This window comes from Streptomyces sp. BI87 (assembly GCF_025957665.1).
Lineage (GTDB): Bacteria > Actinomycetota > Actinomycetes > Streptomycetales > Streptomycetaceae > Streptomyces > Streptomyces albidoflavus.
The window spans coordinates 4,264,075-4,286,440 of the sequence record NZ_CP110079.1 but is presented as its reverse complement, the minus strand read 5'-3'; the positions used below and the strand labels follow the sequence as shown (position 1 = coordinate 4,286,440).

Sequence of the window (22,366 nt, the reverse complement as noted above, 5' to 3'; positions counted from 1 at the left end):
CGGCCGGGGCCCTGCACCACGCGCCGCCGCCCGGCGGGGGGACGACGGCGCGCGGGAGGGCGTACGGGGACTCGGCCGTACGGGGTCTCAGTCGTGCAGGGCCTTGGTGAGGGCGTCGATCGCGAGGTGGCGGGCGACGTTGGCGGCGCGGGTGTCGCGCAGGCTGTCCAGGAGCAGGAAGTCGTGGACCATGCCGGCGACCCGCACGGCCGTCACGTCGACCCCGGCCTCCCGCAGCCGCGCCGCGTACGCCTCGCCCTCGTCGCGCAGGACGTCTGCCTCGTCCGTGACGACCAGCGCCGGGGGCAGCCCGCGCAGCTGCTCCGTGGTGGCCTGGAGCGGGGAGGCGTAGACCTCGGTGCGGTGGGCGGGGTTGGGGGCGTACTGGTCCCAGAACCACTTCATGCCGTCCCGGGTGAGGTAGTACCCCTCGGCGAACTGGAGGTACGAGGGGGTGCCGAAGTCCGCGTTGGCGACCGGATACAGCAGCACCTGCCCCTTCAGGTCGATGCCGCCGCGCTCCTTGTTCATGATCGCGAAGACCGCCGACATGGCGCCGCCGACGGACTCGCCGGTGACCGCGATCCGCGAGGTGTCGAGCCCGTGCTCGGCGCCGTGCTGGAGCACCCACTGGCCGACCGCGTAGTTCTGCTCGACCTGCGTCGGGTACTGGGCCTCGGGCGCCCGGTCGTAGACGGGGAAGACGCCCGCCGCGCCGGCGCCCACGGTCAGCTCGCGGAAGAGCCGGTCATGGGTGTTCTCGTCGCCGAAGACCCAGCCCGCGCCGTGGATGTAGAAGACCACGGGCAGCGGCCCGGTGGCCCCCTTCGGCCGGATGATCCGGGTCCGCACCTGCCCCCACTGCCCCGCATCGACGGTCACCCACTCCTCGTCGACCTCGGGCCGCTCCACACCCTCCCCGCTCTGGAGCCCGGCGAGGATGTCCCGCCCCTGCGCGGGCGGCACCTCGTAGATCCGGGGATGCGGATCGGTCGCCTCGGCCAGTTCCTTGGCGGCCGTCTCGAGGTAGGGGTCGGGGGGCGGGGGGAGCTGGGACGCCATGCGGTCCTCCGGTGGTGAGCGGGGGTGGCATTTCGTCCAGTTTTGGGGGAGTGGGACCGGGTCGCAATCGGAGCGCGGGGGCGGCAGCACCCGGCCCTCCCGCGCCCCGCCCCGCGAAAATCGCGGGCACCCCCGGCCTCTCCCCCGCCACACTGCCCGCATGGCTCGGACACGCGCGGCGCGGGCACGACAGGAGCGGGCTCTCGGGCACGTGGCGGCCCTGGCGCCGGACGCGCCGCCCGTCCCCGGCGACCTGCGCGTCACCCTGAACTTCCACCCCGACCGCTCCTGCCGGGGCATGCCCGTCCTCCGGGCGATGGCCGAGGCGGGCGCCTACCGTTCGCAGTTCGCCACCGGCACCAGCAACGGCGGCATGACCGCCCGCCCCGGCGGCGACCGGTGGCGCTGGGAGAGCCGCCTGTTCGGCGGGGCGTACGACGACTGCCCGCCCGGGGTGCGGCCGGTGTACGGGGCGCTGAACTTCCGCCACCGCCCGGTCGGCGCCGCCCCGCGCTTCGGCTCGTCCCACTTCCGCCTGCGCCCGGAGGCGTCGGCCCGCGCCACCTACTGCTACCCGGACAGCTCCACGGACCCCGCCGCCGTCGCCACGGCACAACGGGCCGCTGCTGCAGGTGAAGCAGTCCCCCGAGGTGGCCACACCGGCCCGCCGCACCAGCTACCGTCCCCGCCCGCCGCGCAGCGCGCCCATGCCCGCCTCCACGCGACCCACACGGCGAAGCCCCCGGTCGCGCCCCAGGTCATCAGAGGTCCAGCGGCGGGAGCTTCGCCCGCCGGGACGGCCTCCGCGTCCTGCGACGCCTCGTCCACCGCCAGTAGTTGGAGAGTGCCATTCCCGCGCCCATGAGCAGGGCGGCCACCGCGATCAGGGGCAGCCACTGCCGGGCGACGGCCACCAGCGCCAAGCAGAACCCTGCCGGGGCAAGCCACCGGAACCAGGGCTCCCCGGGGCCCCGGAGGGCGTCCCACACCAGGAAGGCGAGGACGCCCAGCGCCGTCAGCGCGCCCACGACCGGGATTCCGGCGGGGGTGACGTTCACCGCGTGCGGGGTCTCGGAGGCGTACCGGAGCAGGTCATCCGCTGTCCGCCCCGATTCCGGGCGCACCCCCGGCCTCCCCCTCCGCCACCACCCGCAGATGCTCGTTCCGCTCGCGGATCAGGCGAGCCATGTAGCGGTCGAGGGCGACCCGTTCGGCGAGGCGGCCCAGTGGGCCGAAGGGGGCGCGGAAGTCGATCTCGTCGCGCATCAGGGTGCCGCCGTGGCCGTCGGGGGTGAAGTGGTGGGCGTGCCGCCAGTGGTGGAAGGGGCCGGCGGTCTGTTCGTCGACGAAGTGGGTGGGGTGGCCGTAGGCGGTGATGCGGGAGGTCATGCGCCAGACGACGCCGAAGTGGCGGGCGCGCCAGGTGACCGTGTCGCCCAGGGACATGGTGCCGGTGGTGACGCCGGCGACGGCGCGTTCGCCGGAGCGGGCCATGGAGGCGGTGTGCGCGTCGACGTCGAGGGAGAGGCCGAAGACCAGCGGCACCGGTGCGGCGATCCGGGTCTCGAGCTCGAAGCGCGTCATGGGGGGACTGTACGGCGGGGAGGGGCGGCCCCTGTCAGCACCCCTCGGCGTATGTACCGGCCTGTTCACGATGTCGTCCCGGTTGGGCCGCACCACCTTCCGCGACCGTCCCCGCACGGCCTACGTTCCTCGGCGCAAGCGGGATTCCGGACACAGATCACCACAGGGGGACGGCACGATGGCGAAGACGACGGCGGGCGGGGCTTCCAGACGGCGGGTGCTGCGGCTGGCCGGGGGCGGGCTGGCGCTGGCGGCGTTGGGGGCGGGGGCGGCGGGGTGCCGTGAGGACGACGCCGACCGGCCGGCGGCCGGGGGCGACAAGCCGGCCGGGAGCAAGGACCCCTCGGCGGGCGGGGACGGGGAGGACGGGAAGGCGCCGAAGGCGCTGTGGAGCCAGTCGGTGCCGGCCGAGACCTACGGGGACAACGACGAACTCGTCGCCGTGGCCGGCATGGTGATCGCCAGTGGCTCGCCGCTCTCCGCCCGGGACGCCGCCACCGGCAAGGAGCGCTGGTCCCTGCCGGACGGCGTGGCCCCCGGCGCCCCGCTGCTGCTCGGCGACGGCACGCTGTACCTGGCGAGCGGCAAGTACGACGGCACGGTCTCCGGTTACGACCCGGCGAGTGGCAAGGAGACCTGGCAGGGCCGGCTGGGCAAGGAGTACCGCCAGCCGAGGCCGATCGCGGTGGACGCGCGGCAGGTGTACGTGGTCGCCGAGATCCTGGAGAAGGACAACTCCTCGCACACCAACCTGATCGCCGCCCTCGACGCCGGCTCGGGCAAGATCGTCTGGAGCGAGCAGCGCGACCTCGGCACCGAGCAGAACGGCATCCACGCCGCCGTCCAGGGCCGCCACCTCGTCTACACCGACTTCAAGAAGAACCTCACCGTGCGCGACACCAGCACCGGCCGCCAGGTGTGGACGCAGAAGACGGAGAAGACCAACTACGGCTTCTTCACCGTCCACGAGGAGCTGGTGATCGTCCCGCAGGGCGACCGGCTCCACGCGTACGCCCTGGCCGACGGCGCCCGCAAGTGGACGGTGAAGGCCGGGCACCTCACCACCTTCAAGGAGCCCGCCGTGGTGGACGGCGTCCTCCACATCGCCGACACCGCCCGCACGGTACTCGCCCTGGACCCGGCCACCGGCAAGGAGCTCTGGCAGTCGAAGGCGCTCGCCGAGGCGGGGTTCCAGGTGCCCCGGCAGTACGTGAAGGCGGGCACGCTCCTCTGCGTCGCCACCGACCTCGACAAGGACGGCGGGGTCGCCGCCCTCGACGCGGCCACGGGCGAGCTGCGCTGGACCTTCAACGACGGCACGGGCGACCACCACTCCTGGCTGGTCGCCACCGACGGGAAGCGGGTCTTCGCCCTGCACGGCAAGAAGCTGCACGCGCTGCCCGTGTGACGCGGACGCCGAGGCGCGGGGCCAGGGGCGGTGTCGCGACACCGCCCCTGGCCCCGCGTCCGGGTCAGCCGCCCGGGGCGTCGTCGACCTTGAAGTCCATCTGGACGGTTCCGCCGGTGACCGACTTGGCGGTGACCGTCACGCCGTACTGCTCGCCGTCGGCGGCGAGTTGGCAGCGTACGGTGGCGCCCACCCGGGCCGGCAGGTCCTCCTTGCAGGCCAGCGCGTCGGGCTGACGGCCCGTCTGCGCGGCCAGGGCGGCCTTGCCCTGGCGGGCGACCTCGGCCTTGTCGACGGCGGGCGCCCCGGCCGCGTCGTCCGGCGTGCCGGTGGGCTCGGGCGGGGTGGTGGAGGCTCCCTCGCCCGGGAGGTCGTCCACCTTGAAGCCGATCTGGGCCTTGCCGTCCTTGACGGAGGTCGTGGTGGCCGTGAGCCCCAGCTTCTTGCCGTCCGACGTCAACTCGCAGCGCACGGTGGCGCCCTTCTCGGCCTTGAGGTCGTCCTCGCAGGTCACGGAGTCGGGCTCCTGGCCGACCTGCTCGCCCAGCGCGGTCTTGGCCTGCTTCGCGACCTCGTCCTTGCCGACCGACCCGCCGGTGCTCACGCTCGCCGAGCACCCGGCGGCGAGCAGCACGGCCGCGGCCGCGGCCGCCACCCGTACCGTCGTCCGGCGCGGACTCTTCCGTCCCGGCTTCTGCACGATTCCCCCCGTTGAACTCTTGTTCGGCACGTCTCGGCCGCCGAACCTACCACCGCCGTCCCGCGCAGATCCCGACGAAGGTCACCCCACTCCCCCGTCGTCCGGGGGAGGCCCGGGCCCCACGCCCCCGCCTGGCGTCCCCGCATTGAAACCCGGAACAGCGAGCACCCGTACGCCCCGTCCCCGGCCGCTCGTCGCCGCCGCCGTCCTCCTCGCCGGTGGGGCGGGGGTCGCCGTGCTCCCCCCGGCCCGGGGCTCCGCCGCCCCTGCCGGCGCCGCGCCCACCCCGGCGACCGCCGCCCCCGGACCGAGCCACCGCCCCACCTCGCACGCCCGCACCGCTCCCCCTCCTTCGCCTGCCGCCCGGCTCAATCCTCCCCCGCCCCGACCGACGCCAGAATCCGGTCGACGCGTTCCTCCACACTCGCCGCCGGGATCTCGACCAGGCGGAAGCCGAACCGCCGGTAACTCTCCTCGTGCACCTTCTCGAAGGCGAGCGCGTCCTCGTAGCTGATGCGCCGGGCCGCGGTGGGTTCCACGAAGCCGAGGGGGCGGAGGAGGAAGACGTACGGCTCGTAGAGGCCCGGCGGGGTGGTGAGGCGGGTCAGCTCGGCGGTGAGGGCGGGCGGGACGGGGTGGCCGAGGTAGGTGGCGAGGGCGTGGGTGCAGACCGGAGAGCGGTCGAAGAAGCAGGGGCCGGGGGCGTCGGCGGCTTCCTGGCGGGCGCGCTGCTCGGCGGTGACGTGGGCGATGAAGTCCGGGGCGGTCCAGGGTTCGGGGACGCCGCGGGCCTGTTCGCGGGCGATGACGTCGGTGGCCGCCTCGGCGACGGTGCGGTGGCCGCGGGCCGCGAGGGCGCGCAGGACGGTGGTCTTGCCGGCCCCGGGGGTGCCCGTGAGGACGTGGCGCCGCATGGCGGGGGTCCTTTCCGGCCGGACTCCCCGTCATGCGGCGGGCCCGGCCTACTCCTTGTCGGGGGGTGTCTGGTCCGGGCCGCGCTCCGGACCCGGGTCCGTACTCCCCGCCGGGCCGGTCTCGCCCTGGGTACGGCTGCGGGCGGCGCGGCGCAGGCGGGGGTGGGCGGTGGGGTCGCCCCGGCCCTCGGACATGGCCTCGCCGATCATCTTGCGGACGGCGTCGCGCAGGCCGTGCAGAGGCTGGTGGCGGCGGGGCCCCGCGCCGGGGTCCTCGCGGAGTTCGCGGACGGTGGCCCAGCACAGCCCCAGCATGACGACGACGAAGGGGAGGGCGACGAGGATGGTGGCCGACTGGAGGGATTCCAGACCGCCCTCAAGGAGCAGGGCGGCGGCGACAGCGGCCATCAGGACGCCCCAGGTGACATTGAGCCAGGCCCGTGGGTGCAGGGCGCCCCGGCTGGTCAGCGACCCCATCACCAGGGAGGCCGAGTCGGCGCTGGTGATGAAGTACATCATGATGAGGACCATCGCGAACCAGGAGGTGACCTGGCCGATCGGCAGCGCGTCGAGCATCGAGAAGAGGGCGGCCTCGGTGCCCTCGGACTCCTTCTCGGCCATGTCGACCACGCCCGTCTCGTCCAGCCGGATACCGGTGCCCCCCAGCACGCAGAACCAGACGGCGGAGGCGCCGGAGGGGATCAGCAGGACGGCGAGGAGGAACTCGCGGATGCTGCGCCCCTTGGAGATACGGGCGATGAAGGTTCCCACGAAGGGCGCCCAGGAGAGCCACCACGCCCAGTAGAAGATCGTCCACGAGCCGAGCCACTCGGCATCGGTGAAGGCACCGGTGCGGGTCGCCATCGAGATCAGCTCGTTGAAGTACCCGCCGACGCTGGAGGGGATGGCGTCGAGGATGTAGACGGTCGGGCCGACGAGGAAGATGAAGAGCATCAGCAACGCGGCCAGCACCAGGTTGACCGAGCTGAGCCACTTCACCCCGCCGTGCAGCCCCGTGAAGGCGGAGACCACGAAGGCGGCGCCGAGCACCACGATGATCAGCAGCTGGAGCCCGGTGGTGTTCTCCACGCCCGCCGTCAGCTGGAGCCCGGTGGCGATCTGGAGGGCGCCGATGCCGAGGCTGGTGGCGGTGCCGAAGACGGTGGCGAAGACCGCGAGCAGGTCGAGCAGCCGGCCGATGACGCCGTTGGCCCGGCGTTCCCCGATGAGCGGGACGAAGACCGCGCTGATCCGGTTGCCGCGCCCCAGCCGGAAGGTGGTGTACGCGAGGGAGAGGCCGACCACGCCGTAGATCGCCCAGGGGGTCAGCGTCCAGTGGAAGAACGAGTACTCCAAGGCGCGGCCGGCCGCCTCTGGGGTGCCGGCGGTGGCGTCGGTGGAGGGCGGCGGGCTCAGGTAGTGGGCGACCGGTTCGCCGACGCCGTAGAAGATGAGGCCGATGCCCATGCCGGCGGCGAACATCATCGCGACCCAGGCGAAGTCGGTGAACTCCGGTTCGTCGTCGCCCTCGCGGGCCAGTTTGATGCGGCCGAAGCGGCTGAAGGCGAGAATCACGCAGAGGATCAGGAAGACATCGGCGGCGATCACGAAGAGCCACTCGAAGTTCTTCAGCACCCACGGCAGGGCGGAGTCCGAGAAGTTCTTGAACGAACTCTTGCCGAGGCTCGCCCACAGGACGACCCCGAGGATGCCGAGCACCCCGATGGCGACGACCGGGACGTCCGGCCGGGAGTCGGCGCCGGGCGGTTCGGCGGACGTCGGGCCGTGCGGACTGTCCGGGGGCAGGTCGGTGTCGGTGGTGCTCATAGCTGCCCACTATGGTCCGCACACCGGGCATACCGTCACCTACCACGCCGGAACGCCGCCGAACGGCGCGGCGGCCCGGCCCGGCCGCCGCGCCGTCTCCCCGGGGTCAGACCAGACGGCGGGCGGTGGCCCAGCGGGTCAGCTCGTGCCGGTTGGAGAGCTGGAGCTTGCGCAGCACCGCCGAGACGTGCGACTCGACCGTCTTCACCGAGATGTACAGCTGCTTGGCCACCTCCTTGTACGCGTAGCCCCGGGCGATCAGCCGCAGCACCTCGCGTTCACGCTGGGTGAGCCGGTCCAGGTCCTCGTCGACCGGCGGGGCGTCGGTGGAGGCGAAGGCATCCAGCACGAACCCGGCCAGCCGGGGCGAGAAGACGGCGTCGCCGTCCTGCACGCGGAAAATCGAGTCGACCAGGTCGGCGCCGGTGATGTTCTTGGTGACGTAGCCGCGGGCGCCGCCCCGGATGACGCCGATGACGTCCTCGGCGGCGTCGGAGACGGAGAGCGCGAGGAAGCGCACCGGGCGCTCGGCGGCGCCCATCAGCGGGGCGCAGCGGCGCAGCACCTCGACACCGCCGCCGCCCGGCAGGTGCACGTCGAGCAGGACGACCTCGGGGCGGGTCGCGGTGATGACGGTGACCGCCTGGTCCACGTCGTCGGCCTCGCCGACCACCTCGACGCCGGTCTCCTCGGTCTGCCCGATCTCCGCCTGGACGCCGGTGCGGAACATCCGGTGGTCGTCGACGAGGACGACCCGTACGCGCCGCCCGCCGTCCTCACCCGCGCCGCCGCCGGCCGTGGTCTCGTCACTCATCTCGTCGCCCTCTCTCCCGGCCCGGCTCTGGAGCCCGCCTGTACCCATCATCAGCCCGCAGGCACCCATCATCACGTGTCATCACGTGCCGTCACGTGGTCGTCCGCTTCATCTCCAGCTCCACCTCGGTCCCGCCGTCGGGCGCCGAGCGGAGCCGGGCGGTGCCGCCGTGGCGTTCCATGCGGCCGATGATCGACTCGCGGACGCCCATCCGGTCGGCGGGCACCGCGTCCAGGTCGAAGCCGGGGCCCCGGTCCCGTACGGAGACGAAGACCTCCGGACCCGCGACCTCCGCGAACACCTGCACCGGACCCTCGCCACCGTACTTGGCGGCGTTCACCATGGCTTCCCGCGCGGCCTGGATCAGCGCGGGCAGCGGCTCGTCCAGCGGGCAGTCGCCGACCAGGACGACCTCCAGCGGTACGCCGTGCTTGTCCTCGACCTCGGCGGCGGCGCGCTTGACCGCCTCGGCCAGCGTCGCCGGCTCGTCCTCGGCGGCGCGGCCCGACCCTTCCGGCCGGTGCAGCCAGTTGCGCAGCTCGCGCTCCTGGGAGCGGGCCAGGCGGCGGACCTCGGCGGGGCGGTCGGCGTTGCGCTGGATCAGGGTGAGGGTGTGCAGCACCGAGTCGTGGACGTGGGCGGCGACCTCGGCCCGCTCCTGGGCCCGGATGCGCATCAGCCGCTCCTGCCCGAGGTCCTGCGCCATCCGCACCAGCCACGGCCCGGCCAGCAGCGCCACCCCGACCAGCACGGCGAGCGAGGCCTGAAGGACCGCCCCCAGGTGCTCGGCCGACCCCTGGATGACGAACATCCCCGAGACCCCGGCCCCGACCAGCAGCACGCCCGCCGCCGACCGGGCCAGCGTCAGGTTCCGCCGCCTGCGCCCGGCCTCGGCCCAGCGGGCCCGCCGGGCGTTGTCGGCCTGCCGCCACACCACGGCGACACCGGCGCCGACCAGCAGGGCGGGGAAGAGATAGGCGCGGGCGGTGCCGTTGAGGTCGACCGAGGCGACGAAGACCATGGAGGCGACCAGCAGCGCCAGCAGGGCGACCAGCTGTCCCCGGTCGGCCTTGGCGGGCGCGCTCGGCGGCTGCGGCGCGAGCCCGCCGACCCCCAGCGGGACGAAGGACCAGAACGCGGCGTAGAGCAGCGCGCCCAGGCCGTTGGCGACGAAGAGGGCGACGAAGGCGAGCCGGACCCAGAAGACGGGCAGACCGAGGTGGCCGGCGAGACCGCGCGCCACCCCGCCCAGCCAGCGGCCGTCGCTGCTGCGGTAGAGCTTGCGCGGCTCCCGCTCCTGCTCGATGGTCCCTGCTGCGGCGTCCGGCATGGACCGATCGTCACACGGGCGCGCGGCCGGAGGCATCAGGGTTGTCCCCGAGGACGCCCCCGGTCCGCCTCTCGGGGTCGATTTCAGGGTCCGCCCAGGGTCGTACCGGCTGCCCGGACGCCGCGCGCCCCGTCACCATGGAGCCATGACCCCGCCGCCCGCCGGAGCCACCGGTGCCCCGCCCGCCCCCGAGCCGCCCGCCGAGGAGCGGCCGCCCGGCTTCCGCCGCGACCGGCGCCACCGCAAGATCGGCGGCGTCTGCGCGGGGCTCGGCCTCCACTACGGCCTCGACCCGCTGATCTTCCGCATCTGCCTCGCCGTCCTCTCCGCGACCGGCGGCATCGGCCTCCTCTTCTACGGCTTCGCCTGGCTCCTGGTGCCGTACGAGGGCGAGGAGGAGAACGAGGCGCGCCGGCTGCTCTCCGGGCGGGTCGACGGGCCCGCGCTCACCGCCGTCCTCTTCGCCCTGGTCGGCTGCGGGCTGCTGCTCTCGGTCATCAACAACGGCAAGCTCCTCTGGTTCGCCGTGCTGCTGGGGCTGCTGCTCGCCGGGGCCGCTCGCTGGTCGAAGGCCCGGCCGGAGCAGGGCGAACACGCCCAGGAGGGGATGCCGCCCGAGCCGAAGGCGCCGCCGGTGCCCGACGGGCCCGGGTCGTGGTGGCGCGGCCCGATCGTCAAGGACGGCACCCACGAAGGCTCCACCGGCTACCTCTGGGGCCCGGCCGCCCTCGGCGACGACACCGGCGGTGCCACCAGCACCCGGGCCCGCACCCCCGGCCGCCGCCCCGCCGACCCCCTGGCCGAACGCCCGCGCCGCCCCCGCTCCCTGGGCTTCCTCACCTTCCTGCTGGCCGGGGCGGCGGGCACCCTCACCGCCCTCGCCGACTGGAACACCCAGCCGCTCGGCCCCACCCTCCAGACCGCGCTGGCCGTCGCCCTCGGCGTCTTCGGCCTCGGCATCACGGTCAGCGCCTTCCTCGGCCGGACCGGCCTGGGCACGGTCTTCCTCGCCGTCCTCACCGCCGTCGCCCTGGCCGGCGCCGCCAACCTCCCCGCCGACGCCACCGCCGGCTGGGCCTCCCCGACCTGGCGCCCCGCCGACACGGCCGCTCTCCGCCCCGACTACCGCATCGGCACCGGCGACGCCACCCTCGACCTCCGCGAGGTCACCGTCCCGAAGGGCGAACGCGCCTCGGTCCGGGCCCGCGTCGCCACCGGCCACCTGCGCGTCCTCCTCCCCCGCACCACCACGGTCGACCTCCGCGCCGAGTCCGGCGTCGGCACCGTCCACCTCCCCGGCGACCGGTACGACGGCATCCCCGTCGGCAACGACGTCTCCCGCAAGGCCACCTACCGCGCCCCGGAAGGCGGCCTCCTCACCGTCCATGTCGAGACAGGCTTCGGCCTGACGGAGGTCATCCGTGCTACGCCATGAACCCCAGCCCGGCCGCCTCCTCGCCGGCACCGTCCTGATCACCGCCGCCGTCCTCTACGCCGGCGACGCGGTGTCCGCCTGGTCGATCCCGTGGTGGGTCCTGTTCCCGCTCGTCTGCGGGGGGTTGTGGGTGGCGGCGGCGGTGGGGGTGTTCGGGCACCTGCTCCGCAGGCGGCGCCGCCGGAGGACGGGCGAACACGTCAAGGGGTGCTGACGCGCCGGTGATTCCGAATCTCCCGACTGACCTCGTACGCCTTGCTCCGGTCGCCCTGCGCCAACGCCTCCTCTCGTTCGCGGGCGAGGGCGGTGCAGACCTTGCAGCCTGGGGCCGGTTTTCCCTCCAGAAGCCACGGTTCGATCGGCAGTTCCACCGGAGGAGACGGATAGGTCCTGGGGTCGGCCATGCGGAAGCCACGTTCCTTTCGCCTGAGTTCGGTCGGCCTTCATGTTCCGATCGGCACCCAGGACAGGGGAACTACGTACGTTTCCCACATCCGGACGTCCCGCGGACGGTAGACCGTCCCTATGGTTGGTAACGAGCGCCTGCGAGCAGTAATGGCCGCCGGGGGCTGGACTCACGCGGCCTTGGCCTCAGCAGTCGGCGTGGACCCGAAGAGCGTCGAGCGGTGGGTGAACTTCGGCAGAGTCCCCAGGAAGGTGACGGCAATCAAGGCGGCTCAGGCTCTCCAGAAGAACACGCACGAGCTGTGGCCTGCGCTCAGGCAGCCCAGGTCGGCACGAGCCGTGAGCCCCGAGTTGGCAGCCCTGTACGAGCAGAGGGCCGACCTCCCCGTTTCGGTGTTCATCGACCTTTTGTCCTCGGCGCGAGAGCGAATCCAGTTTTTGGTCTACGCAGCACTGTTCCTGCACGAGGCTTATCCAAGGTTGAACTCCCTGTTGAAAGAGAAGGCGGAGGCGGGGTGCAGGGTCCAGATCTGCTCAGGGGACGCGGATTCGCCCAACGTCCGTCTCCGTGGCGAGGAGGAGAAGTTCGGACACGGAATCGAGTCCCGATGCCGACTCGCCCTACTTCACTACAAACCCCTTCTCGATGTCCCTGGGGTCGAGACCAGAACTCACGGAACAACGCTCTACAACAGCATCTTCCGCGCCGACGATCAGATGCTTGTCAACGCCCATGTCTGGGGCGTGAACGCGTACGGAGCACCCGTCTGGCACCTCCGCCGCGCAGAAAGCGGAACCATGTTCAACGGATACGCGGAGTCATTCGACGCGGTCTGGTCGACCGCCCGGGAGGTTCAGCAATGACACGCACCGAGTTCTACGACGCCCCCCACGCCCCCGAGCCCAACAGCCTGGTCGTCGCCGCCTCCGCCGTCGTCACCGACGACCGGGGCCGCATCCTGATGCAGCGCCGGGCGGACTCGGGGCTCTGGGCCCTCCCCGGCGGCGGCATGGAGCTGTCCGACACCCTCCCCGGCACCGCTGTCCGCGAGGTCAAGGAGGAGACCGGCCTCGACGTGGAGATCACCGGCCTCGTCGGCACGTACACGGACCCGCGCCACGTCATCGCGTACCCGGACGGAGAGGTACGCCGCCAGTTCAACATCTGCTTCCGGGCCCGCCTCGTGGGCGGCACCCTGACGGTGTCGGACGAGTCGCTGGCGCTGCGGTGGGTGGCCCCGGCCGACCTGGGCTCGCTGGACATGCACCCGACGCAACGACTGCGGCTGACCCACTTCCTGGAGGGGCGGGACGCGCCCTACCTGGGGTGACTCAGTCCCCCACCCCCAACCCCATGTCCAGCCCCCTCCTCCTCCGCAACCGCAGCGCGTTGTCCGCCGAGAAGTGTTCCGCGCCGGCCAGGGCCAGGGGGAGCCAGGCCATCAGGTACGCCAGGTCGTTGCCGTAGTAGTACGGGGTGGTCGGCCAGCTGACGGTGAGCCACAGGACGAGGGAGATGAGGGCGCCGCCGGTTGCGGCCACGCGGGCCCAGAGGCCCAGCAAGGTGGCGAGGCCGACGAGGAGTTCGCCGATGGCCAGGGCGTAGCCGAAGGCGGTGGGGCTGTGCTGGGCGAGGTCGATGAGGAAGGGGGCGCCCGCGGTGGAGCGGACGTTGTCGAGGAGTTCGCCGAGGGAGCCGGGGCCGGAGGCGGAGAGGAAGGCGGAGTCGGTGAGTTTGTCGAGGCCGGCGTAGGTGAAGGTGACGCCGAGGAAGGCGCGGAGGGGGAGCAGGGCGTACCGGCGCAGGGTGGCGCGGATGCCGCGCCGGGGGCCGAGGCCTCCGGGCTGTTCGAGCAGGGTTCCGTGGGCCATGGCTGGTCGGCCGCCTTTCAGGTTGCAGGAGGGTGCGGGGGTCGTCGGCGCCCCTGCCCGTTCCGGGCTCCGACCATACGTACCCGCGTGGCGGACGGAGGGTCAGCGGCCGCCGGCGACGCGGAGGACGGCGCCCGTGGTGTACGAGGCGTCGGCGGAGAGGAGCCAGGAGACGGCTGCGGCGATCTCCTCGGGCCGGCCTGAGCGTCCGAGCGGAATGCCCGGGGCCTGCTTGGCGGGGCGCTCGGGGTCGGCGTGGAACTCGGTCCAGATGACGCCGGGGGCCACGCAGTTGACGCGGATGCCGTCCTCCGCGACCTCCTTGGCGAGGCCGACGGTGAGGGTGTCGACGGCGGCCTTGGCGGCGGCGTAGTGGACGTACTCGCCGGGGCTGCCGAGGGTGGCGGCGGCGGACGAGATGTTGACGAGGGCGCCGCCGCCGGAGGCGGCCAGGTCGCGGACGGCGCGGCGGGCGCAGAGGAGGTAGCCGAGGAGGTTGACGTCCAGGGCGCGGGAGAGTCCGGCCGGGTCGGCGTCGGCGAGGCGGCCGACGGGGCCGCTCATCCCGGCGTTGTTGACCAGGCCGGTGACGGTGCCGAGGGTGGCGGCCTCGTCGAAGAGGGCGTCGACGGAGGCGGCGTCGGCGGTGTCGACGGCGACGGCGAGCGCCCGGCGCCCGGCGGCGCGGACCCGTTCGGCGACGGCCTCGGCGGCGGCCCGGTCGGAGCGGTAGCCGACGACGAGGTCGTGGCCGTCGGCGGCGAGGCGGGCGCAGACGGCGGCGCCGATGCCCCGGCTGCCGCCGGTCACCACGGTCAGGGGCTGCCGGCTGGTCGTACCGGTTGTGGTCGTCATCGTGGGAGACCTCCGCGTCGCACGCTCCCCCGCCGGGCGCGGAGGGCCGTCCTCACCGTAACGGCGGCCGGCGACCGGTCAGTCTCCGACCTCGATGGTCACCTTGTTGGTCTCCACGCCCGCCGCCGAGACGAGCTGCACCTCGGCCTTGCCGGGCTCGACCTCGACCGGCACCGGGACGATCAGCGTGGTGTCGGAGGGGTTGGTGAAGCCGCCGGGCACCGGCACCAGCGGGACGTGGACGTGGACGGCTCCTATCCGGACGACCATCCGCGCGAGCCGGTCCGGGGTGCGGGCGCTCGGCGGCAGGAATCCGGCGCCGCGGATCTCGATGTCGTCACCCGTACGGATCGGGCCGTCCAGGTCACCGGCCTCGCGGGCGCGCACCACGGCGTGGATGACCGGCCGGGACCCCTCGGCGTACTTGCTGGCCAGGTAGGTCGCGGCGGAGACGAGGACGAGCAGGGCCAGGCCCCAGGGGAGGTCGGGCAGCTGGTCGGGGCGGCGGGCCAGGCGGACCAGCGCGTAGACCACGGCGACCGCGCTGACCAGGACGTACTGGGTGTCGGCGAAGTGGGCGCGGCCGCTGTCGTCGGTGAGCAGGTCGGCGGCGCGCGGCCGGGGCGCCTGCGCCTTCTGGAGCCGCTGCCCCTGGACGCGTACGGCGACCACGCGGCGGACCACGACGGCCACCGCGCAGGTCACGGCGAGCACGGTGACCAGCCCCGCGCCCCGGGCGAGGTCGAGCCCGGCGATGAGCGTGTCGCGTTCCCCGTCACCGGAGGCGAAGGCGAGCCGCCCGGCGAGGACGAGGACGGCGTACGCGGTGAGCAGCACCCAGAGCGCGGCGACCGCGCGGGAGGTGGAGAGCCGGTTGTCCTCGCCGATCACGGGGGCGAGGACGCCGCCGCGCCGGCCGTGGAGGCGGGCCGCGCCGGTGAGCAGTCCGCCGCCGAGGAGGGCGGCGAGCAGTCCGGCCGTACGGGCGGCGGTCCACCCGGCGGTGAAGGCAGTGGCGACCTGGCCGAGGAAGAGCGCGGCGACCGTGCCCCAGACGACGTACAGGGTGCGCCGCCACAGCAGCACGTACCACCCCTCGGCCTCGGCCCGGGCACGGGCGCCGACCTCGCGGGCCGCCTGGGTCAGCTCGTCGGAGATCCACTGGCGGGAGGCCCCGGCCGAGTACGAGACGGCGGCGGGCAGCCCCTCGCCCGCCGCCAGCGCGTCCCGCCGGGCCCGGAAGGCGGCCTGCGCCTCGCGGTGGGCGGCCCGGGTGCCGCGCGGGCAGACCGGGCACGTGCAGGTGTGCGGGTGCGGGTGCGGGGCGTCGGCCTGCTCCGCCTCGCCGCCCGGCTTCCCGTCCCCGGGGCCGGGCTTGTCCTCCGGGGAGCCGGCCTGGTGCGGTACGGGCGGCGGGGCCTCGTCCGTGGGGTGGCCCGGGGCGGGCGGCACGCCGGCCCCGCTGGTGTCGTCCGCCGGGTTACCGGCCTCTCGCCCCGCCACGGTCCATGCCCGCCTTCCCCGTCGTCCACGCTGGTCCCGGTGCCGTACGGCACCCTCGGCGCGCGCCGGTCCGGGGCCCGTTCAGGGGCCTGCCAACTGCCGCGCGGTGACTGCAAATTGTGCCGTATGGGCGGGGTCCGGGGCACATCAGGGGCGCGCGGGGATCACCCGGGGGCGCATACGCCCACGAGCACGCCGCTGACCTGCGACGGAGCGGGCGCGGGGGGGGCGTGCGCACCGTCCGGAACACCTCCGGACCTCCCCACCCCGGCCAATCCCCAGCCCGGCCGGCGCTTGAGGCCAAAACTCAGCCCGGCCGGCGCTTGAGGCCATCCGTGACGCGCACCCCGACGGCGCGCACGCAAATCCAGCGGCGGGGCGCGCCCCGGAAACGCCAAATGCCGCCGCACCCCCGGCAAGGGGACACAACGGCACCCGGCATCAAACCTGAGCCACCAGGCTCACTCCCACTCGATGGTCCCCGGCGGCTTGCTCGTCACATCGAGCACGACCCGGTTGACCTCGGCCACCTCGTTGGTGATCCGCGTCGAGATCCGCGCCAGCACGTCGTACGGCATCCGCGTCCAGTCGGCGGTCATCGCGTCCTCGGACGACACGGGCCGCAGCACGATCGGGTGCCCGTAGGTCCGCCCGTCGCCCTGGACGCCGACCGAGCGCACGTCGGCGAGGAGCACGACGGGGCACTGCCAGATGTCGCGGTCGAGCCCGGCCGCGGTCAGCTCCTCGCGGGCGATGGCGTCGGCCTCGCGCAGCAGGTCGAGGCGGTCCTTGGTGACCTCGCCGACGATGCGGATGCCGAGCCCGGGCCCGGGGAAGGGCTGGCGCTGGACGATCTCCTCGGGCAGGCCCAGTTCCTGGCCGACCATCCGGACCTCGTCCTTGAACAGCATGCGCAGCGGCTCGACGAGCTCGAACTCGATGTCGTCGGGGAGGCCGCCCACGTTGTGGTGGGACTTGATGTTGGCGGTGCCGGTGCCGCCGCCGGACTCGACCACGTCCGGGTAGAGGGTGCCCTGGACCAGGAAGGCGACGTCCTCGCCCTCACCGGCCGCCTCGGCGACGATCTCGGCCTGGGCCTGCTCGAAGACGCGGATGAACTCCCGGCCGATGATCTTGCGCTTCTGCTCGGGGTCGCTGACCCCGGCGAGCGCGGTCAGGAAGCGCTCCTCGGCGTCGACCACCTTCAGCTGGACGCCGGTGGCGGCGACGAAGTCCTTCTCGACCTGCTCGGTCTCGCCCTTGCGCATCAGGCCGTGGTCGACGTAGACGCAGGTCAGCTGGGTGCCGATGGCCTTCTGGACGAGGGCCGCGGCGACCGCGGAGTCCACGCCGCCGGAGAGGCCGCAGATGGCGCGCTTGGTGCCGACCCGGGCGCGGATCTCGGCGACCTGCTCCTCGATGACGTTGCCCATGGTCCAGGTCGGGGAGAGCCCCGCGCCCCGGTACAGGAAGTGCTCCAGCACCTGCTGGCCGTGGGTGGAGTGCATCACCTCGGGGTGGTACTGCACGCCGTAGAGCTTCTTCTCGTCGTTCTCGAAGGCGGCGACCGGGACCACGGCGGTGGAGGCGGTCACGGCGAAGCCCTCGGGCGCGGCCGAGCAGGCGTCGCCGTGCGACATCCACACCGACTGCTCGTCGGGGGTGCCCTCGAAGAGCGTCGAGCCGGACTTGGAGACGGTCAGCTCGGTACGGCCGTACTCGCGGGCGCCGCTGTTGTCGACGGTGCCGCCGAGGGTCTGCGCCATCAGCTGGAAGCCGTAGCACATGCCGAAGACCGGGACTCCGGCCTCGAAGAGCGCGCGGTCCAGGGTGGGGGCGTGCTCCGCGTACACCGAGGAGGGGCCGCCGGAGAGGATGATGGCCGCCGGGTTCTTGGCGAGCATCTCCGAGACGGGCATCGTGCTGGGCACGATCTCGCTGTAGACGCGGGCCTCACGGACGCGGCGGGCGATGAGCTGGGCGTACTGCGCGCCGAAGTCGACGACCAGGACGGTCTCGGCTGCGGCGGGCGACGCGGGGGACGCTGAGGGCACTGCGGCGGCCTTCCGGCGGGTGATCGGGTGATTCATGGGCTGATCACAGGGGGTGGATGTCCACTGATTCTAACGGGGCCCCGGTCCGCTTCATTCCGTCTCGTCCCCGCGGAGGGACCCGCTCCGCGCCGGGCCGGGCGGCGGCATCGGCCAGTTCGGGCGCGGGCCGCCCCGGGCGTGTGGGCCGTCTCACCATCCGGCCCGGCTTGCCCGGGGGCCGGGCGACGGGTGCATACTGGCCCCGTGATCCAGCACCTGAGCTTCCTCTTTACCTATGGCACCCGGCCCGCCGGCTGCCATGGTCGTGCTGCTTGATCCACTGACAAGCGTGCGAAGGCGCCCCGGGCCGAACGGCCCGGGGCGCCTTCCGTTTCCCGGACCTCTCGCACCCGGGGCTCCCCGCCCGCCCCCACCCACCGGCCCACCCGGACCGGCCCGACGGAGCAGGAGCCCACCCCATGACCACCACCACGACCGCCGTGACAGCCACGACCGCCACCGACCGCCCCGCCGAACGCACCGGCGCCCGCACCCCCGAGGCGGCCGAGCTGATCGGCGGGGCGCGGGAGCGGATCGACGCGCTCGACGACCGGATCATCGGCCTGGTCCAGGAGCGGATCGCGGTCTCCGCCGTCATCCAGGAGGCGCGGATCTCCTCGGGCGGCCGCCGCGTCAACCTCTCCCGCGAGATGGAGATCCTCAGCCACTACCGGGACGCCCTCGGCGCGCCCGGCACCTCGCTCGCCATGACGCTGCTGGAACTCTCCCGGGGCCGGGTCTGAGGGCGCGCCGCAAGGCCCCGCACCTGAGTTCGCATCGCTTCTCACCCGTACGGCGCGTGACCGCCGGGCGCCGGGCTTCGTTGGTCCCGGTGTCCGTGCCAGCCAGGGGCGGGCCAGCAAGAACCACGCGTGGCTTTCACTGGAGCGATGAGACGTGCGGCGCCTGTCCGCACGTCGTGGGACCTCGCTCCAGCGTGACCGGACGGCAGGGGACAGCGGTCCGGTCACCCCCTGAACGGCCGGCTCCGGGGACGCCCGGAACCGGTCGTCTCGGGCCCCGTCTCCCCGCGCGGGCCCGGCACCCCCTCACCCTCACCTCCGTACGACTTTCCGGCGCCGCTCCCCTCCCCCGGCGCCGCCGCCCGGCACCCTGGCGTCCGACGACGCCGTGCCGCACCGAAGGGCCACGCCGCGTCCAGGACGAGGACGCCGCGGGGCCCTTCGCGCGCCCGGAGGGCGGCACTCCCTTTCTGCCGGGCATTGCGGGATCAAGGGGCGGCAACCAGGACACTGCCCGGGGCATGTGCCCGACGGCGTAAGAATTCTGTGAAGTTCCGTACAACCATTCGTGCGGGCGCACGGTCATCCATGCGAAACACCGGCCACTTCCGTGCTCCTTGCGGCGGGCGGCCGCCTTCACCTCCGTACCGCCCTCCAGGCGGTACGCCTACACACGAGGTCTGAATGAAGCTTCGCCGTGCCATGGCCGTCGCCGCCGCGACCGCCGTCATCAGCCCCGTCGCGCTGCTCGCGGCCCCCGCCGCCTTCGCGACGGACGGACAGCAGGACGGCCAGAGCAGCGAGACCACCCCGGCGCCCACCGCGTCGGAGAGCGAGACGACGGCTCCCGAGGAGTCGGCCGAGCCGACGACCGACCCGGCGGAGACCGAGCCGGCCCCGGCCGAGAGCGAGTCGGCGCCCGAGGAGACCCCCGGCACCGAGGACCCGAGCGGCGAGCCGACCGACGAGCCCACCGAGGAGCCGACCGAGGGCACCGAGCCGTCGCCGTCCCCGTCCGACGACGAGGACGATGACGAGGACCCGGACGACGGCTACGAGATCTGCGTCGACGAGGACGGCAACGAGCTGGCCGACCTGGGCGTCTCCGTCTCCGGCCTGCCCGGCCAGGTCCGCGCCGGCTCCACCCACGAGTTCACCCTGAGCGCCGTCAACTCCGGCAAGACCACCCTGGAGTCGGTCGAGTGGGGCGCCATGATCGCCAACGAGAACGACGACCTGTGGCTGGAGGACGGCAGCCTCATCTCCAAGATCGACCTGGCGTTCTACGACCCCGAGGCGAAGCAGTGGGTCCCGTCCGGCATCGGTGTCGCCTTCGGTGAGACCACCCTCAAGGCCGGCCAGACGGTCGACATCAAGCTCCGCATGACCGTCGCCAAGGACGCCCCGCTGGGCGCCGGCTACGCGTTCGGGTTCACCGGCTACGTGAACGAGGAGGAGAACTGCGCCACCGAGGCGTACGCCTTCTACGACTTCACCGTGATCGGCGCGAGCGCCACCCCGAAGCCGGGTGACGCCGAGGAGAACGAGGGCAAGAAGCCGCAGGGCGGCCTCAAGCCCGTCGAGGAGAAGAAGACCCTGGAGCCGACCGGCCAGCTGGCCGAGACCGGCGCCGGTTCGATGCTGCCGGTCATCGGCCTCGTGGGCGGCGTGACCGTCCTCGCGGGCACCGGCGTCGTCTTCGCCGTCCGCCGTCGCGGCGGCGTCGGCACCGCCGCCTGATCCTCCTCACGCGGTCCCGGCGACGTGCCGGGGCCGCGCGGGGAAAGGCGTGCACACAGCGAAGGACCTGCGCTCGGAGGGGGGCGCAGGTCCTTCGTCGTTTCCGGAACGGCCCTATCGGGCCCGGGAGTTACGCCCCCTCGGTCGCCTCGGCCGTCTCGTCGGCGGGCCGCTGCTTCGGCGGCATCGCGGGCATCCCCAGGAAGGGCAGGTCGAGCGCGGCGAAGGCCTTGGCCGGGACCGCCGGGCGGACCGGCGCGACGGGCGCGATCCGCTCGTAGGGGCGGCCCTGGGCGGGGCGCGGGTCGGCCTCGCCCTTGTTGGGCCAGAGCGAGGCGGCGCGTTCGGCCTGGGCGGTGATGGTCAGCGAGGGGTTGACGCCGAGGTTGGCGGAGACCGCGGAGCCGTCGACCACGGAGATGCCGGGGTGGCCGTAGAGCCGGTGGTACGGGTCGATGACGCCCTCGTCGGCGGTGGCGCCGATGGGGCAGCCGCCGAGGAAGTGGGCGGTGAGCGGGGTGCCCATCAGCTCGCCGATGTTGGACCCGGCGAAGCCGTTGATCTCGGCGGCGATCGCGGTGGCGGCCTCGCCTGCCTCCTTGATCTGCGTCGGGTTGGGCGCGCCGTGGCCCTGGCGGGCGGTGAGCAGGCCCTTGCCGATCCCCTTCGGCTTGCGGTAGGTGGTCAGCGAGTTGTCCAGGGTCTGCATGACCAGGCCGATGATGGTCCGCTCCGACCAGCGGCGGTTGGAGAGCGAACGGAGCACGAGCAGCGGGTGCTTGGCGCAGTTGGCGAGGAAGCCCGCGACGCGCGAGGAGTTCTCGGCGTACGGCACCTGGAGGATGGTGAGGCCGCCCATGGCGTTGGACTTCTTGCCGTAGCGGACCGGCTCGATGTGGGTCGAGTCGTTGGGGTGCACCGAGGAGGTGATGGCGACGCCCTTGGTGAAGTCGACCTTCTTTGCGCCGTGCGCCTTGCGGTAGCGGCGGTCGGTGGTCTGCGCGCCGACCAGGCCCTCGGAGTTGGTCCGGGTGAGGGTGCCCAGCTTGTCGGAGAGGCGCGGGAGCAGCCCGGTGTCCTTCATCCGGTGCAGCAGCGTCTGGGTGCCGTAGGTGCCGGCGGCCAGCACGACGCGGCGGGCGGTGAAGGTGCGGCCGCGGCCCTTGCGCTGGGCGTTGGTCGGCAGGGTGCGGACGGCGAAGCCGCCGCGCGAGTCCTCGGTGACCGCGACCACGGAGGTCATCGGGTGGATGGTGGCCCCGGCCTTCTCGGCGAGGTAGAGGTAGTTCTCGTTGAGGGTGTTCTTGGCGCCGTGCCGGCAGCCCGTCATGCACTCGCCGCACTCGCTGCACGCCCGCCGCGAGGGCCCGGCCCCGCCGAAGTACGGGTCGGGGACCTCCTCGCCGGGCTTGGCGCGGCTCTCCCCCGTCGCGTCCTTGCCGTCGCCGAAGAAGACCCCGACGGGCGCCATGTGGAAGGTGTCGCCGACGCCCATCTTCTCGGCGGCCGCCTTGAGGTGGACGTCGGAGGGGGTGGTGGTCGGGTTGAGCCGCACGCCGAGCATCTTCTGCGCCTGGTCGTAGTACGGCTTTAGCTCGTCCTGCCAGTCCGTGATGGCGCCCCACTGGGGGTCGGTGAAGAAGGGCTTCGGCGGCACGTAAAGGGTGTTGGCGTAGTTGAGGGAGCCGCCGCCGACGCCCGCGCCGGCCAGCACCATGACGTTGCCGAGCAGGTGGATGCGCTGGATGCCGAAGAGGCCCAGCGCCGGGGCCCAGAGGTAGTTCTTCAGGTCCCAGGAGTTGCGCGGGAGGGTGGCGCGGGTGAAGCGGCGCCCGGCCTCCAGGACGCCGACGCGGTACCCCTTCTCGGTCAGCCGGAGCGCGGAGACGGCCCCGCCGAAGCCGGAGCCGACGACCAGCACGTCGTAGTCGTACCCGTCCCCGTCCGTCGGGGGCGCCGCCGCGGCGGGCTCGGGGGTGACGTCCCGGCTCTGGGCAGAGCTCTCCTGTGACATGGGCACTCCTCGGTTCGTACGGGCGCGGCCGGCCGGCGCGCGGGACCCGTCCGGCCGTCCCGTGCCG

Annotated in this window: 19 protein-coding genes and 1 pseudogene; 8 read left to right on the top strand and 12 right to left on the bottom strand. The window is 73.5% G+C overall.

The annotated features are described in order from the left end of the window. Positions 1-87 precede the first annotated feature (87 nt). Positions 88-1,062 carry an alpha/beta hydrolase gene (locus OIM89_RS19095; RefSeq protein ID WP_030695884.1) on the bottom strand — a complete coding sequence of 325 codons (975 nt, stop codon included), beginning with the start codon at positions 1,060-1,062 and terminating at the stop codon, positions 88-90. A 160-nt stretch (positions 1,063-1,222) separates the two neighbouring features. Between OIM89_RS19095 and OIM89_RS19090 the strand changes: the two are divergent. Continuing rightward, positions 1,223-1,687, top strand: a pseudogene (locus OIM89_RS19090) (DUF3626 domain-containing protein); the annotation flags it as partial. A gap of 467 nt (positions 1,688-2,154) precedes the next feature. Here the strand turns inward: OIM89_RS19090 and OIM89_RS19085 are convergent. Continuing rightward, positions 2,155-2,646: an SRPBCC family protein gene (locus OIM89_RS19085; protein ID WP_030695887.1), complete on the bottom strand. Its 492-nt coding sequence runs from the start codon at positions 2,644-2,646 to the stop codon at positions 2,155-2,157. 178 nt (positions 2,647-2,824) lie between these two features. Here OIM89_RS19085 and OIM89_RS19080 point away from each other — a divergent pair, with 178 nt between their 5' ends. Next, the gene (locus OIM89_RS19080; RefSeq protein WP_175458079.1) at positions 2,825-4,054 is read left to right on the top strand and encodes a PQQ-binding-like beta-propeller repeat protein; all 1,230 of its coding nucleotides are present in this window, start codon (positions 2,825-2,827) and stop codon (positions 4,052-4,054) included. Between the two features lie 64 nt (positions 4,055-4,118). On the opposite strand, the gene OIM89_RS19075 is transcribed toward OIM89_RS19080, so the two are convergent. The 5 genes from OIM89_RS19075 to OIM89_RS19055 all read right to left on the bottom strand — a co-directional run bounded on the left by OIM89_RS19075 (position 4,119) and on the right by OIM89_RS19055 (position 9,639). Beyond that, positions 4,119-4,709, bottom strand: coding sequence for a DUF4333 domain-containing protein (locus tag OIM89_RS19075; RefSeq protein ID WP_030695889.1), 591 nt, complete (start codon positions 4,707-4,709; stop codon positions 4,119-4,121). Positions 4,710-5,122: 413 nt separating this feature from the next. Further along, positions 5,123-5,668, bottom strand: coding sequence for an AAA family ATPase (locus OIM89_RS19070; protein ID WP_264491453.1), 546 nt, complete (start codon positions 5,666-5,668; stop codon positions 5,123-5,125). Positions 5,669-5,716: 48 nt separating this feature from the next. Next, positions 5,717-7,495, bottom strand: a complete 1,779-nt coding sequence (locus OIM89_RS19065; RefSeq protein ID WP_047464680.1) for a BCCT family transporter — start codon at positions 7,493-7,495, stop codon at positions 5,717-5,719. Positions 7,496-7,601: 106 nt separating this feature from the next. Continuing rightward, positions 7,602-8,309 (bottom strand): LuxR C-terminal-related transcriptional regulator, encoded by a 708-nt coding sequence (locus OIM89_RS19060; protein WP_003948537.1) that lies wholly within the window; start codon positions 8,307-8,309, stop codon positions 7,602-7,604. 91 nt (positions 8,310-8,400) lie between these two features. Then, entirely contained in the window at positions 8,401-9,639 is a 1,239-nt protein-coding gene (locus OIM89_RS19055) for an ATP-binding protein (RefSeq protein WP_030695893.1), read from the bottom strand. Positions 9,640-9,784: 145 nt separating this feature from the next. Between OIM89_RS19055 and OIM89_RS19050 the strand changes: the two genes are divergently transcribed. The 4 genes from OIM89_RS19050 (at position 9,785) to OIM89_RS19035 (ending at position 12,810) form a co-directional block, all read left to right on the top strand. Then, positions 9,785-11,074, top strand: coding sequence for a PspC domain-containing protein (locus OIM89_RS19050; RefSeq protein WP_030695894.1), 1,290 nt, complete (start codon positions 9,785-9,787; stop codon positions 11,072-11,074). Beyond that, positions 11,061-11,288, top strand: coding sequence for a hypothetical protein (locus OIM89_RS19045; RefSeq protein ID WP_030695895.1), 228 nt, complete (start codon positions 11,061-11,063; stop codon positions 11,286-11,288). Before OIM89_RS19050 ends, OIM89_RS19045 begins: the two co-directional genes overlap by 14 nt. Positions 11,289-11,629: 341 nt before the next feature. Next, positions 11,630-12,343, top strand: a complete 714-nt coding sequence (locus OIM89_RS19040) for a helix-turn-helix domain-containing protein (RefSeq protein WP_247861531.1) — start codon at positions 11,630-11,632, stop codon at positions 12,341-12,343. Next, positions 12,340-12,810: an NUDIX domain-containing protein gene (locus tag OIM89_RS19035; protein ID WP_047464675.1), complete on the top strand. Its 471-nt coding sequence runs from the start codon at positions 12,340-12,342 to the stop codon at positions 12,808-12,810. Before OIM89_RS19040 ends, OIM89_RS19035 begins: the two co-directional genes overlap by 4 nt. Before the next feature lies 1 nt (position 12,811). Here OIM89_RS19035 and OIM89_RS19030 read toward each other — a convergent pair whose 3' ends face one another. The 4 genes from OIM89_RS19030 to guaA form a co-directional block, all read right to left on the bottom strand. Further along, positions 12,812-13,351 (bottom strand): DoxX family protein, encoded by a 540-nt coding sequence (locus OIM89_RS19030; protein ID WP_175458846.1) that lies wholly within the window; start codon positions 13,349-13,351, stop codon positions 12,812-12,814. Between the two features lie 102 nt (positions 13,352-13,453). Next, positions 13,454-14,206, bottom strand: coding sequence for an SDR family NAD(P)-dependent oxidoreductase (locus tag OIM89_RS19025; protein ID WP_030695899.1), 753 nt, complete (start codon positions 14,204-14,206; stop codon positions 13,454-13,456). 78 nt (positions 14,207-14,284) lie between these two features. After that, positions 14,285-15,709 (bottom strand): hypothetical protein, encoded by a 1,425-nt coding sequence (locus OIM89_RS19020; protein ID WP_175458845.1) that lies wholly within the window; start codon positions 15,707-15,709, stop codon positions 14,285-14,287. Positions 15,710-16,170: 461 nt separating this feature from the next. After that, positions 16,171-17,763, bottom strand: coding sequence for a glutamine-hydrolyzing GMP synthase (gene guaA / locus OIM89_RS19015; protein WP_030695901.1), 1,593 nt, complete (start codon positions 17,761-17,763; stop codon positions 16,171-16,173). Positions 17,764-18,221: 458 nt separating this feature from the next. Between guaA and OIM89_RS19010 the strand changes: the two genes are divergently transcribed. Both OIM89_RS19010 and OIM89_RS19005 read left to right on the top strand, forming a co-directional pair. Continuing rightward, positions 18,222-18,545 carry a chorismate mutase gene (locus OIM89_RS19010; RefSeq protein ID WP_030695902.1) on the top strand — a complete coding sequence of 108 codons (324 nt, stop codon included), beginning with the start codon at positions 18,222-18,224 and terminating at the stop codon, positions 18,543-18,545. A gap of 684 nt (positions 18,546-19,229) precedes the next feature. After that, positions 19,230-20,285: a hypothetical protein gene (locus tag OIM89_RS19005; protein ID WP_226965324.1), complete on the top strand. Its 1,056-nt coding sequence runs from the start codon at positions 19,230-19,232 to the stop codon at positions 20,283-20,285. 130 nt (positions 20,286-20,415) lie between these two features. On the opposite strand, the gene OIM89_RS19000 is transcribed toward OIM89_RS19005, so the two are convergent. Further along, complete coding sequence (locus OIM89_RS19000; RefSeq protein WP_226965325.1) at positions 20,416-22,299, bottom strand: GMC oxidoreductase; 1,884 nt, start codon at positions 22,297-22,299, stop codon at positions 20,416-20,418. Positions 22,300-22,366 lie beyond the last annotated feature (67 nt).